Here is a 12,975-nt window from a genome sequence, read left to right on the forward strand (position 1 = left end):
TCCCGCCCGGCCTGACGGGTCCCGGCGGCCTGACGGGAGCCGAGCGGCCGGGCGGGCCGCTCCGGCCGCCCAGGCTCCCCGCTCAGGCCTCCCCGGTCAGGCCCGCCACCAGTTCGTCCGCCGCCGTGTACGGGTCGAGCCGGCCCGCCACGATGCGCTCGGCGAGAGCGCCCAGGCGCCGGTCGCCGTGCAGGTCCCCGATGCGTTCGCGGAGCCGGGTGACCGCGATCGTCTCGACCTCGCGGGCGGCGCGGGAGGCGCGGCGCTCGGTGAGCACCCCGTGCTCCTCCATCCACGCCCGGTGCTTCTCCAGCGCCTCGACGACCTCGTCGATGCCCTCGCCCCGGGCGGCGACCGTCTTCACGATCGGCGGCCGCCAGTCGCCGGGTCCCCGGGACTCCCCGAGGCCCAGCATGTGGTTGAGCTCGCGGGCGGTGGCGTCGGCGCCGTCCCGGTCGGCCTTGTTGACCACGTACACATCGCCGATCTCCAGGATCCCGGCCTTGGCCGCCTGGATCCCGTCACCCATGCCGGGGGCGAGGAGGACGACCGAGGTGTCGGCCTGGGAGGCGATCTCCACCTCCGACTGGCCGACACCCACGGTCTCCACCAGGATCACGTCGCAGCCCGCCGCGTCCAGCACCCGGATCGCCTGCGGGGCCGACCAGGCGAGGCCGCCCAGGTGGCCCCGGGTGGCCATGGAGCGGATGTAGACGCCCGGGTCGGAGGCGTGGTCCGACATCCGGACCCGGTCTCCGAGCAGCGCGCCGCCGGAGAACGGTGACGACGGGTCGACGGCGAGTACGGCGACCCGCTTGCCCTGCCGCCGGTAGGCGGAGACGAGCGCCGAGGTGGATGTCGACTTGCCGACACCGGGCGAGCCGGTCAGTCCGACGACGTAGGCGTTGCCCGCCAGCGGCGCCAGGGCCGCCATCACCTCACGCAGCTGCGGCGACGCCCCCTCCACCAGGGAGATGAGCCGGGCCACCGCCCGCGGCCTGCCCTCGCGGGCCTGCTCCACCAGGGTGGGGACGTCCACCATCACCGCTCCGTTCACTCACTCGCTCGCTCGCTGCGTGTTGTGCGTACTGCGTACTGCGTTCCTACTTGCCCGGTACGCGGAGGATCAGCGCATCGCCCTGACCGCCGCCGCCGCACAGCGCCGCCGCACCGGTGCCGCCGCCGCGCCGCTTCAGCTCCAGCGCCAGGTGCAGCACCACCCGGGCGCCGGACATCCCGATCGGGTGGCCGAGCGCGATGGCGCCGCCGTTGACGTTGACCTTCTCGGAGGTCACGCCGAGGTCCTTCATGGACTGGACCGCGACGGCCGCGAACGCCTCGTTGATCTCGATGAGGTCGAGGTCCTCGACGCCGATGCCCTCCTTCTTGAGGGCGTGCCGGATCGCGTTGGACGGCTGCGACTGGAGCGAGTTGTCCGGGCCCGCCACATTGCCGTGGGCGCCGATCTCGGCGATCCAGTCCAGGCCCAGCGACTCGGCCTTGGCCCTGCTCATGACGACGACCGCGGCGGCGCCGTCGGAGATCTGCGAGGAGGTGCCCGCGGTGATCGTGCCGTCCTTGGCGAAGGCGGGGCGCAGCTTGCCGAGCGACTCCGCGGTCGTGTCGGCGCGGATGCCCTCGTCCTTGGAGAAGAGGACCGGGTCGCCCTTGCGCTGCGGGATCTCGACCGGGGTGATCTCGGCCTCGAAGATGCCGTTCTTCTGGGCGGCGGCGGCCCGCTGGTGGGACTGGGCGCCGATCTCGTCCTGGGCCGCGCGGTCCAGGCCGAGGCGGGTGTTGTGCTTCTCGGTGGACTCGCCCATCGGGATGTTCTCGTAGGCGTCGGTCAGGCCGTCGTACGCCATCGAGTCGAGCATCTCGATCGCGCCGTACTTGTGGCCCTCGCGGGACTTCGGGAGCAGGTGGGGGGCGTTCGTCATGGACTCCTGGCCGCCGGCCACGACGATGTCGAACTCACCCGCCCGGATCAGCTGGTCGGCCAGCGCGATGGCGTCGAGTCCGGAGAGGCACACCTTGTTGACGGTGAGCGCCGGGACGCTCAGCGGGATGCCCGCCTTGACCGCGGCCTGCCGTGCCGGGATCTGGCCCGCCCCGGCCTGCAGCACCTGGCCCATGATCACGTACTCGACCTGCTCGCCGCCGATGCCGGCCCGCTCCAGCGCCGCCTTGATGGCGAAGCCTCCGAGGTCGGCCCCGGAGAAGCTCTTCAGCGAGCCGAGGAGACGGCCCATGGGCGTACGGGCGCCCGCGACGATCACAGAAGTCGTACCGGTCGTTCCTGACATGAGGCGCAGCCCCTTGGGATTGGTTGTGAACGAGGGTGGGAGGGGCCCGCACATGAGGGGCGGCGTCACAGGGCCGGGTGCGCCCATCTGCGGCGTTGTCGTCGGTCGGCATGGCTCCGCCATGCCTCCCTCCTCCGCCTTGCAGCTGCACGCACCCGGCCCTGCTCCTTCCTCCACCCCTCATGTGCGGGCCCCTCCGCTTGAATGTACTGAGCGGTACCCGGCCCGTCATCCGGCGGCGGGTGTGATCGCGCGCACGTTGCGTAACCGCCCCCGGAGCGCTGCACTGTTCCCATGCTGACGCGAATCGACCACATCGGGATCGCCTGTTTCGACCTCGACGCCACCGTCGAGTTCTACCGCTCGACCTACGGGTTCGAGGTCTTCCACTCCGAGGTCAACGAGGAGCAGGGCGTACGCGAGGCCATGCTCAAGATCAACGAGACGTCGGACGGCGGCGCCTCCTACCTCCAGCTGCTGGAACCGACCCGGGAGGACTCCGCGGTCGGCAAATGGCTAGCCAAGAACGGTGAGGGTGTGCACCACATCGCCTTCGGTACGGCGGACGTGGACGCGGACGCCGCGGACATCCGGGAGAAGGGCGTCAGGGTGCTGTACGAGGAGCCCAGGACGGGTTCCATGGGGTCCCGGATCACCTTCCTGCACCCCAAGGACTGCCACGGTGTCCTGACCGAACTGGTCACGTCCGGGACAGAGCGCTGAGGACAACAGCTTCTCAGGGATACCCGGCCCGGTAGAGTGGGCTGTTCCGGGCCGGGGCCGGGTCGGGGCCGCGCCGCGTCCTCAGCCGTTGATCTGTCACCATTCCCCGGGGGGACCGTTCGCCGGCGAACGGTACTCATGAGGAGTTTGCGACCAGGGTTGGGGCCTCCCCCTGCTCAGTGGGGCATCCCCTGCTCGAACGAAATTGAGAGCTTGGGGAAAGAGTTCAGAGCTCGGGGAAGGATGGGACCGCGCAGTGCGGGGCTACGAACGCCAGGAGAGCCACCGGGCTGAAGACGACCATCTCTCGCGGTTCGAGGCCGAGATGGACCGGCTGAAGACCGACCGGGAGAAGGCCGTCCAGCACGCCGAGGACCTCGGTTACCAGGTCGAGGTCTTGCGCGCCAAGCTGCACGAGGCCCGCCGCAGTCTGGCGACCCGTCCCGCGTACGACAGCGCGGACATCGGCTACCAGGCGGAGCAGTTGCTCCGTAACGCCCAGGTCCAGGCCGAGTCGCTGCGCAGCGACGCCGAGCGCGAGCTGCGCGACGCCCGTGCGCAGACGCAGCGGATCCTTCAGGAGCACGCCGAGCACCAGGCGCGGCTCCAGGCCGAGCTGCACAACGAGGCCGTGCAGCGGCGCCAGCGGCTCGACCAGGAGCTGGCGGAGCGCCGCCAGACCGTCGAGTCCCACGTCAACGAGAACGTCGCGTGGGCCGAGCAGCTGCGGGCCAGGACCGAGTCCCAGGCCCGCCGGCTCCTCGATGAGTCACGGGCCGAGGCCGAGCAGGCGCTGACCGCCGCCCGTGCCGAGGCCGGCCGGCTGGCGGACGAGACGCGGCAGCGGCTGGGCTCCGAGGCGGAGTCCGCCAGGTCCGAGGCCGAGTCGATCCTGCTGCGGGCCCGCAAGGACGCCGAGCGGATGCTGAACGCCGCCTCCAGCCAGGCGCAGGAGGCGACCAGTCACGCCGAGCAGCTGCGTTCGTCGACGACGGCCGAGACCGAGCAGACCCGGCAGCAGACCGCCGAGCTGAACCGGACCGCCGAGCAGCGCGTGCAGGAGGCCGAGACGCAGCTGCGCGAGGCCCGGGTGGAGTCCGAGAAGGTCCTGTCCGAGGCGAAGGAGGCCGCGGTCAAGCGGCTGGCCGGCGCCGAGTCGCAGAACGAGCAGCGCACCCGTACCGCCAAGTCGGAGATCGCCCGGCTGGTCGGTGAGGCCACCAAGGACGCCGAGTCGCTGAAGGCGGAGGCCGAGCAGGCGCTCGCCGACGCCCGCGCCGAGGCGGACCGGCTCCGTTCCGAGGCCGCCGACAGCGCCCGCACCGCCGCCGCCGAGGACGCCGCGGCCCAGCTCGCCAAGGCGGCCCGCGCCGCCGAGGAGGTGCTGACCAAGGCGTCCGACGACGCGAAGTCGACCACCCGCGCCGCGGGCGAGGAGGCCGAGCGGATCCGCCGCGAGGCCGAGTCCGAGGCGGACCGGCTGCGCGGCGAGGCCACCGAGCAGGCCGACCAGCTCAAGGGCGCGGCCAAGGACGACACCAAGGAGTACCGGGCCAAGACGGTCGAGCTCCAGGAGGAGGCGCGCCGGCTGCGCGGCGAGGCCGAGCAGCTGCGTTCCGAAGCGGTCGCCGAGGGTGAGCGGATCCGCGGCGAGGCCCGCCGGGAGGCCGTCCAGCAGATCGAGGAGGGCGCGAAGACCGCCGAGGAGCTCCTCGCCAAGGCGAAGGCCGACGCGGAGGAGCTGCGCGGCGCCGCCGGCACCGAGAGCGAGCGGGTCCGCACCGAGGCCACCGAGCGGGCGGCCACGCTGAAGAAGCAGGCGGACGAGGCCCTTCAGCGGGCCCACGCCGAGGCCGAGCAGCTGCGTACCGAGGCCGAGGAGCTGGTGGAGGCGACGACGTCCGCCGCCGAGCAGGCCGCGGCGGAGCTGCGCGAGGGGACCGAGCGCGCGGTCGCGGCGAGGCAGGCCGAGGCGGCCGACGAGCTGACCCGGCTGCACACCGAGGCCGAGACCAGGGTCACCACGGCCGAGCAGACGCTGGGCGAGGCCCGCACCGACGCGGAGCGCATCCGGCGCGAGACGAACGAGGAGTCCGAGCGGCTGCGCACCGAGGCCGCCGAGCGGCTGCGCACCCTCCAGGAGCAGGCCGAGACCGAGGCCCAGCGGCTGCGCGACGAGGCCGCGTCCGACGCCTCGCGCTCCCGCGCGGAGGGCGAGTCCGTCGCCGTGCGGCTGCGGAGCGAGGCGGCCGCCGAGGCGGAGCGGCTGAAGACCGAGGCGCAGGAGAGTGCCGACCGGGTGCGGTCGGAGGCCGCGGCCGCCGCCGAGCGGGTGGGCACCGAGGCCGCCGAGGCGCTGGCCGCCGCCCAGGAGGAGGCGAACCGGCGCCGCCGCGAGGCGCAGGAGACGCTCGACGCAGCGCGCGGCGAGGCGAACCAGGAGCGCGAGCGGGCCCGCGAGCAGAGCGAGGAGCTCCTCGCCTCCGCCCGCAAGCGGGTCGAGCAGGCCCAGGCCGAGGCCCAGCGGCTGGTCGAGGAGGCGGACGGCCGGGCGACCGAGATGGTCTCCGCCGCCGAGCAGACCGCCCAGCAGGTACGGGACGCGGTCAGCGGTCTCCAGGAGCAGGCCGAGGCGGAGATCGCCGGGCTGCGCTCCACCGCCGAGCACGTCGCGGAGCGGACGAAGTCCGAGGCGCAGGAGGAGGCGGACCGGCTCCGCGCCGACGCGCACGCCGAGCGGGAGCGGGCCGGCGAGGACGCGGCCAGGATCCGCGTCGTCGCGAACGAGGAGACCGAGGCCGCCAAGGCGATGGCCGAGCGGACGGTCTCCGACGCGATCACGGAGTCCGAGAAGCTGCGGTCCGACACCGCGGAGTACAGCCAGCGGATGCGTACCGAGGCGTCCGACGCCCTGGCCTCCGCCGAGCAGGACGCGGCGCGCAGCCGTGCCGAGGCCCGCGAGGACGCCAACCGGATGCGGTCGGACGCGGCGGTCCAGGCCGACCGGCTGCTGGCCGAGGCGACCGCCGAGAGCGAGCGCGCCGTTGCGGAGGCGGCGCAGCAGGCGGCCCGCATCGGCGACGAGGCGGCGGGCGAGTCGGAGCGGCTGCGGGCGGAGGCGGCGGCCACCCTCGGTTCCGCGCAGGAGCACGCGGTCCGCACCCGCGAGGAGTCGGAGCGGCTGCGCAGCGATGCCGAGGCCGCGGCCGAACAGATGCGTGCCGAGGCCCGCCAGGAGGCGGACCGGCTGCTCGACGAGGCCCGCGAATCGGCCTCCAAGCGCCGGGCCGACGCCGCCGAACAGGCCGACCAGCTGATCAACAAGGCCCAGGAGGAGGCGCTGCGCGCGGCCACCGAAGCCGAGGAACAGGCAGACACGATGGTCGGGGCTGCCCGGAACGAGGCGGTCCGGATCACCTCCGACGCCACGGTCGAGGGCAACTCCCTGGTCGAGCGGGCCCGGACGGACGCGGACGAGCTGCTGGTCGGCGCGCGCCGGGACGCCACCGCCATCCGGGAGCGGGCCGAGGAGCTCAGGACCCGCCTGGAGGGTGAGATCGAGGAGCTGCACGACCGGGCCCGGCGGGAGACCTCCGAGCAGATGAAGACGGCCGGCGAGCGCGTCGACAACCTGATGAGGGCGGCGACCGAGCAGCGCGAGGAAGCGGCGGCGAAGGCCAAGGAGCTGCTGTCCGACGCGAATTCGGAAGCGAGCAAGGTCCGGATCGCCGCCGTGAAGCGGGCCGAGTCGCTGCTCAAGGAGGCCGAGCAGAAGAAGGCCAGCCTGGTGCGCGAGGCCGAGAAGCTGCGGTCCGACGCCGAGACCGAGGCCAAGCGGACGGTGGACGAGGGCCGGCGCGAACTCGACGTCCTGGTACGCCGGCGCGCGGACATCAACACGGAGATCTCCCGTGTCCAGGACGTGCTGGAGGCGTTGGAGTCTTTCGAGACCCCCGCGGCGGGCGGTAAGGGCGCCGACAGTGCCAAGGCCGGCGCGGCGGCGGGCACTCGTTCGAGTGGCAAGCCGTCCGATGGGTAGGACCTGTCCGGCGGGCTTCCGCGGTCCGGCATGGACGTTCAGCCCTCCGAGTGGCAAGGCTTGCGCGGGTTAGCCACTCAAAAGGGGTGTCATTCTCCAGATCAAACAGGCATCTGCTCGATGACACGCCGTCCGGGCCCCTAGGATTCCCCCTATCACCTCACCGGTCTTACTTCGACAGGAACCCCATGAGTGACCCTTCCTCCCCCTTCGGCTTCGAGCTCGTGCGGCGTGGTTACGACCGCGGTCAGGTGGATGACCGCATTACCAAGATCGTCGCCGACCGTGATAGTGCTCTCACCCGCATCACCTCGCTGGAAAAGCGCATCGAGGAGCTGCACCTCGAAACGCAGAACGCACAGGCCCAGGTGAACGACGCGGAGCCGTCGTACGCCGGTCTCGGCGCGCGCGTGGAGAAGATTCTCCGCCTTGCCGAGGAGGAGGCGAAGGACCTGCGAGAAGAGGCCCGTCGCGCCGCCGAGCAGCACCGCGAACTCGCCGAGTCCGCGGCCCAGCAGGTCCGCAACGACGCCGAGACGTTCGCCGCGGAGCGCAAGACCAAGGCCGAGGACGACGGCGTCCGCATCGTCGAGAAGGCAAAGGGCGAGGCCACCACGCTCCGCTCGGACGCGCAGAAGGACGCCTCGCAGAAGCGCGAGGAGGCCGACGCGCTCTTCGAGGAGACCCGCGCCAAGGCCGCCCAGGCCGCCGCGGACTTCGAGACCAACCTGGCCAAGCGCCGCGACCAGTCGGAGCGCGACCTCGCCTCCCGTCAGGCCAAGGCCGAGAAGCGTCTGGCCGAGATCGAGCACCGCGCCGAGCAGCTCCGCCTGGAGGCCGAGAAGCTCCGTACGGACGCCGAGCGCCGGGCCCGTCAGACGGTGGAGACCGCGCAGCGCCAGTCCGAGGACATCGTGGCCGACGCCAACGCGAAGGCCGACCGGATCCGCAGCGAGTCCGAGCGCGAGCTGGCGGCGCTCACCAACCGCCGCGACTCGATCAACGCGCAGCTGACCAACGTCCGCGAGATGCTGGCGACGCTGACCGGCGCCGCCGTGGCCGCCGCCGGCACCCCCGCCGACGAGGAGCCCGCCTCGCGCGGCGTTCCGGCCCAGCAGACCCGCTGACGTCAGGAACGACGCGGCAGCGACCGGTGGTCCCCCGACACACCGGCCGGTCCGATTCCGACGCGCCCGGTTCCGCCTTTCTGGTGGCGCCGGGCGCGCGGCCGTTCTAGCGTGAACGCATGATCGAGCTCGATGGCCTCACCAAGCGTTTCGGCAGCAAGGTTGCCGTCGACCAGTTGTCGTGCCGGATCAAGCCGGGAATGGTGACGGGTTTTCTGGGTCCCAACGGGGCGGGCAAGTCCACCACCATGCGGATGATGCTCGATCTCGACAACCCCACCAGCGGATCGGTGCGGATCGACGGCAAGCACTACCGCGAGCTGGAAGAACCCCTGAAGTACATCGGTGCGCTGCTCGACGCCAAATCGATGCACGGCGGTCGCAGCGCGTACAACAACCTGCTCTGTCTCGCGCAGAGCAACCGCATTCCGCAGAGCCGGGTGGCCGAGGTGCTGGACACCGTCGGACTGAGCGCGGTGGCGAAGAAGAAGTCCAAGGGCTTCTCGCTCGGAATGGGGCAGCGGCTGGGTATCGCCTCGGCGCTGCTCGGTGATCCCGAGATCCTGATGTTCGACGAACCCGTCAACGGTCTGGACCCGGAGGGCATCCACTGGATCCGGAACCTGATGAAGGCGCTCGCCGCCGAAGGCCGGACGATCTTCGTCTCCTCGCACCTGATGAGCGAGATGGCGCTGACGGCGGATCATCTGATCGTGATCGGCCAGGGCAGGCTGCTGGCCGACACCTCGATGGCCGACTTCATCCACCAGAACTCCCGCAGCTACGTACGGCTGCGCTCGCCGCAGCAGGAGCGGCTGCGCGACGTACTGCACGAGGAGGGCCTCGTCGCGGTCGAGTCGGGCAACGGCACGCTGGAGATCGACGGCGCCACCACCGAGGACCTGGGCGAGCTGGCCGCCCGGCACTCCATCGTGCTGCATGAGCTCAGTTCCCAGCGGGCCTCGCTGGAGGAGGCGTTCATGCAGATGACGGCGGACTCGGTGGAGTACCACGCACACTCGGAACGAGGAGCCGCGCCACCGCAGGTGGGACCGCACTGGGGCGACCAGTGGGATCAGCCGCCCGGCGCCGCCCCCGGTCCTCCCGACGGCACTCCCGGCGCCCCCGGCACCGGAAAGGGGGCATGACGACGATGGCATCGGTACCCGCGGTCCTGACCTCCGAATGGACCAAGATCCGTACGGTCTCCTCGACCACCTGGACGCTGATCTCCGCGTTCGTCGTCACCGTGGCGATGGGCGCCGCCCTCTGCGCGGTGATGAACTCCCAGTTCAACGACCTCTCCGACGCGGAGCGGGCCACCTTCGACCCCACCTTCATCAGCTTCTCCGGGATGATCCTCGGTCAGCTGGCGATGGTGGTCTTCGGTGTCCTGGTGGTCGGCACGGAGTACAGCTCGGGCATGATCCGCGTCTCGCTGGCGGCCGTGCCGCAGCGCACCACGTTCCTCTTCAGCAAGATGCTGGTGGCCGGGGTGCTGGCCCTGGTGGTCGGTCTGGCCACCAGCTTCGTCACGTTCTTCCTCGGCCAGGCCCTGCTGGGCGACCACGGCACGGACCTCGGCGCGGACAACGTGCTGCGGGCGGTCTTCGGCGGCGGCATCTACATGGGGCTGATCGCGGTCTTCTCCATGGCGGTGGCGACGATGCTGCGCAGCTCGATGCTGTCGCTCGGCATCCTGATGCCGTTCTTCTTCCTGGTCTCGCAGATCCTGTCGGCGGTGCCCGGCGCCAAGAAGGTGGCCCAGTACTTCCCCGACCAGGCCGGTTCCAAGATCATGCAGGTGGTGCCCGACGCGATGAACAGCGATCCGGCGCCCTACGGGCCGTGGGCCGGGCTGCTGATCATGGTGGCGTGGGTGGCGGCCGCGGTGATCGGCGCCTTCCTCGTACTCAAGAAGCGGGACGCCTGACAGCCGCCCCCGCCGGAGGCCTCGGACCCCGGTCCGAGGCCTCCGGCGGGGGCGCGCCGCCGCAACGGCTTGGCCGGAACCGTAAAGGCCTGGTTATCCTCCTAACTCTTACGGGGGCCGTGCGGCCGGACGGCCTGGGCCCCGACGACAGATAAGTCGATGGGGCTGGAGCATGATCGAGGCAGTCGGCCTGACCAAGCGCTATGGCGCGAAGACGGCCGTGTACAACCTTTCCTTCCAGGTGCGGCCAGGCACCGTCACCGGGTTCCTCGGTCCCAACGGGTCGGGCAAATCAACGACCATGCGGATGATGCTCGGCCTGGACCGGCCGACCGCCGGTCATGTGACGATCGGTGGCCACGCCTACCGCAGCCTGCCGAACGCGCCGCGCCAGGTGGGCGCCCTGCTGGACGCCAAGGCGGTGCACGGTGGCCGCAGCGCCCGCAACCACCTGCTCTCGCTGGCCCAGCTCGCCGGGATTCCCCCCACACGGGTCGACGAGGTGCTCGGTGTCGTCGGCCTCCAGGACGTCGCCCGCAAGCGCTCCAAGGGCTTCTCGCTCGGAATGGGGCAGCGGCTGGGCATCGCTGCCGCGCTGCTGGGCGACCCGCAGGTGCTGCTCTTCGACGAACCGGTCAACGGCCTCGACCCGGAAGGCATCCTCTGGGTCCGCAACCTGATGAAGATGCTGGCCTCCGAGGGCCGCACGGTCTTCGTCTCCAGCCACCTCATGAGCGAGATGGCACTCACCGCCGACCATCTGATCGTGATCGGCCGGGGCCAGCTCATGGCCGATATGAGCATCACGGACTTCATCTCGGCCAACTCGGCCGACTTCGCCCGGGTCCGCGTCCAGGACAACGGCTCCGAGCAGCGGGAGAAGCTCACCGCCACCCTCACCGAGGCCGGCGGCCAGGTCATGCCCGAGCCGGACGGCGCACTGCGCATCACCGGGCTGAAGCTGCCCCGGATCAGCGATCTCGCCCATGACTCCGACGTACGGCTGTGGGAGCTGTCGCCCCACCAGGCCTCGCTGGAGGAGGCGTACATGCGGCTGACGCAGGGCGCCGTGGACTACCGCTCGACGGTGGACCAGCGGGCGGGGCTGCAACCGCCGCAGCCGACGGCGGGATACGGGCAGCCGCACCCCGGGTACGCCCCGCCGCAGGCCGCCGCCCCCGAGGTGCCGCAGCAGGGCTGGTACGCCCCGCCGCCGCCCGGGGACAACCCGTACGCGAACCCGCCCGGCCCCGGCGGCCCAGCGGCCGCAGCCCCGGCCCAGCCGCCGGTGGCGCCCCCCGTCGCACCCGCCGCTCCTGCCCCCGCCCCCACCGCTCCTGCTCCCGCCCCGGCAGCGCCCGCCGCGGCTCCGGCAGACCTGACCGCGCGCGACACCAGCGAGGACCCCCGATGACAACGCCGTCCACGCCGCAGACGCCGTTCCAGCAGCAGGCGTACCAGTACCAGCAGCCGCCCGCACCGCAGCAGTACGCGGGGGCCGGCTTCTACACCTCGCCGATCCCGGTGCGCCGGGCCACCCTCGCCGATGCGCTCGCCTCCGAGTGGACCAAGATCCGTTCGGTGCGCTCGACGATGTGGACGCTCGGCGTCCAGATCGTGCTGCTGCTCGCCATCGGCCTGCTCTCGGCCATCGCCGTAGACGCGTCGGACACCGACCTGGGCTCCACCCCGGTGCTCAGCCTCGGCTTCTTCGGCGTGCTGCTCGGCTCGATCTGCGTGATCACGCTGGGCGTGATGACGATCGCCTCGGAGTACGGCACCGGGATGATCCGCACGACGATGACTGCCTGCCCCAGCCCCGGCCGGGTGCTCGGCGCGAAGGCCATCGTCTTCTTCCTGCTCACCTTCGTCCTGACCACCGTGATGACCTCGGTGGTCGCGGTGCTCCAGACGGCCATCCTGGACGCCGATGCGCCCAGCGGTGCGGACTGGCTGCGCAGCACGGTCGGGGTCGGCCTCTACACCGCGACGCTGGGGCTGCTCTCGCTGGCGGTCGGCGCGCTGATCCGGCACTCGGCGGGTGCGATCACGCTCATGATCGGCGTGGTGCTGCTGCCGCTCGTCCTGGCGATCTTCATGTTCGCCGAGTCGCTCGCGAGGGTCCAGAAGTGGCTCCTGGAGTATTCGATCCCCAACCAGCTCAGCAATTTCTACGACACCTCGGTCACCGGGTCGGGACCGTCCGGCTGGGAACCGCTGTGGATCATTCTCGGGGTGACCGCCCTGGCCATGGGCGGCGCCTATCTCGCGATGAGCCGCCGCGACGTCTGACCGGCCACCGCCCGGTGACCTGCACCGAGGGCGGGACGCCGGTTCAGTAGCGAGGCGCGTTCCTGGACCGCTGCACCCGGGTGGTGCGGCGGTCCCGCGCGTTCCAGCACGCCTTGTGCCAGTGCCTGCGGTCGTCGATGCCGCCGTACTCGGGCCAGGCCACCAGGTGCGGGACGCCGGAGGGGATCTCCTGGTCGCAGCCGGGGCACCGGTAGCGCTTGCCCGCCGCGCTCGCACCGCTCACCGGGCGGACGGACCAGTCCTCGCCCTGCCACTCCTCCGCGCGCCCGCCACCCCCGTACCGGTCCCCCACCGCGCCGGCGCTATCGGTGGGGCTCTCGCCGCCTCGGGGGCGGTTGCGGCGCGGGGACACGTGACACCTCACGGGGCAGGCTGGGCAGTTCCCGTCCAGCGTAGGGCCATTCGGCCGGGGCATACGTACCGCACCGCGCACCGCCGGACCCGGGGCGGGACGGGTTACCGGAAAATCGCAACAACTTCATGACCGACCGTGCCTTTGGCACGTGTCAGACGTTGTTGCCAGCAGGGGAGAGC

10 protein-coding genes are annotated in these 12,975 nt (G+C 71.8%); 7 read left to right on the forward strand and 3 right to left on the reverse strand.

Features of this window, described 5'->3' with window-relative positions:
• Positions 1 to 82: 82 nt before the first annotated feature.
• Together meaB and ACGFU6_RS16745 are read right to left on the reverse strand one after the other, a co-directional pair.
• Positions 83 to 1,042: a methylmalonyl Co-A mutase-associated GTPase MeaB gene (gene meaB, locus ACGFU6_RS16740; protein WP_393611485.1), complete on the reverse strand. Its 960-nt coding sequence runs from the start codon at positions 1,040 to 1,042 to the stop codon at positions 83 to 85.
• 61 nt (positions 1,043 to 1,103) lie between these two features.
• A complete protein-coding gene (locus tag ACGFU6_RS16745) occupies positions 1,104 to 2,306 on the reverse strand; it encodes an acetyl-CoA C-acetyltransferase (RefSeq protein WP_393611487.1) in 1,203 nt (400 codons plus the stop codon).
• A gap of 294 nt (positions 2,307 to 2,600) precedes the next feature.
• Between ACGFU6_RS16745 and mce the strand changes: the two genes are divergently transcribed.
• The 7 genes from mce (at position 2,601) to ACGFU6_RS16780 (ending at position 12,420) form a co-directional block, all read left to right on the forward strand.
• Positions 2,601 to 3,029 carry a methylmalonyl-CoA epimerase gene (gene mce / locus ACGFU6_RS16750; protein ID WP_393611489.1) on the forward strand — a complete coding sequence of 143 codons (429 nt, stop codon included), beginning with the start codon at positions 2,601 to 2,603 and terminating at the stop codon, positions 3,027 to 3,029.
• Positions 3,030 to 3,285: 256 nt separating this feature from the next.
• Positions 3,286 to 7,068: a polarized growth protein Scy gene (gene scy / locus ACGFU6_RS16755; RefSeq protein ID WP_393611491.1), complete on the forward strand. Its 3,783-nt coding sequence runs from the start codon at positions 3,286 to 3,288 to the stop codon at positions 7,066 to 7,068.
• Between the two features lie 188 nt (positions 7,069 to 7,256).
• Positions 7,257 to 8,195, forward strand: coding sequence for a cellulose-binding protein (locus tag ACGFU6_RS16760; protein ID WP_393611493.1), 939 nt, complete (start codon positions 7,257 to 7,259; stop codon positions 8,193 to 8,195).
• A gap of 119 nt (positions 8,196 to 8,314) precedes the next feature.
• Complete coding sequence (locus ACGFU6_RS16765) at positions 8,315 to 9,343, forward strand: ATP-binding cassette domain-containing protein (protein WP_393611494.1); 1,029 nt, start codon at positions 8,315 to 8,317, stop codon at positions 9,341 to 9,343.
• A 5-nt stretch (positions 9,344 to 9,348) separates the two neighbouring features.
• Complete coding sequence (locus ACGFU6_RS16770; protein WP_393611496.1) at positions 9,349 to 10,128, forward strand: ABC transporter permease subunit; 780 nt, start codon at positions 9,349 to 9,351, stop codon at positions 10,126 to 10,128.
• A gap of 172 nt (positions 10,129 to 10,300) precedes the next feature.
• Complete coding sequence (locus ACGFU6_RS16775) at positions 10,301 to 11,542, forward strand: ATP-binding cassette domain-containing protein (RefSeq protein ID WP_393611498.1); 1,242 nt, start codon at positions 10,301 to 10,303, stop codon at positions 11,540 to 11,542.
• Positions 11,539 to 12,420: an ABC transporter permease gene (locus ACGFU6_RS16780; protein WP_393611499.1), complete on the forward strand. Its 882-nt coding sequence runs from the start codon at positions 11,539 to 11,541 to the stop codon at positions 12,418 to 12,420. Before ACGFU6_RS16775 ends, ACGFU6_RS16780 begins: the two co-directional genes overlap by 4 nt.
• Positions 12,421 to 12,463: 43 nt before the next feature.
• Here the strand turns inward: ACGFU6_RS16780 and ACGFU6_RS16785 are convergent, their stop codons facing one another.
• Positions 12,464 to 12,793: an ATP/GTP-binding protein gene (locus ACGFU6_RS16785; RefSeq protein ID WP_393611501.1), complete on the reverse strand. Its 330-nt coding sequence runs from the start codon at positions 12,791 to 12,793 to the stop codon at positions 12,464 to 12,466.
• Positions 12,794 to 12,975: the final 182 nt, after the last annotated feature.

Source organism: Streptomyces sp. NPDC048462, assembly GCF_043200175.1.
GTDB lineage: Bacteria > Actinomycetota > Actinomycetes > Streptomycetales > Streptomycetaceae > Streptomyces.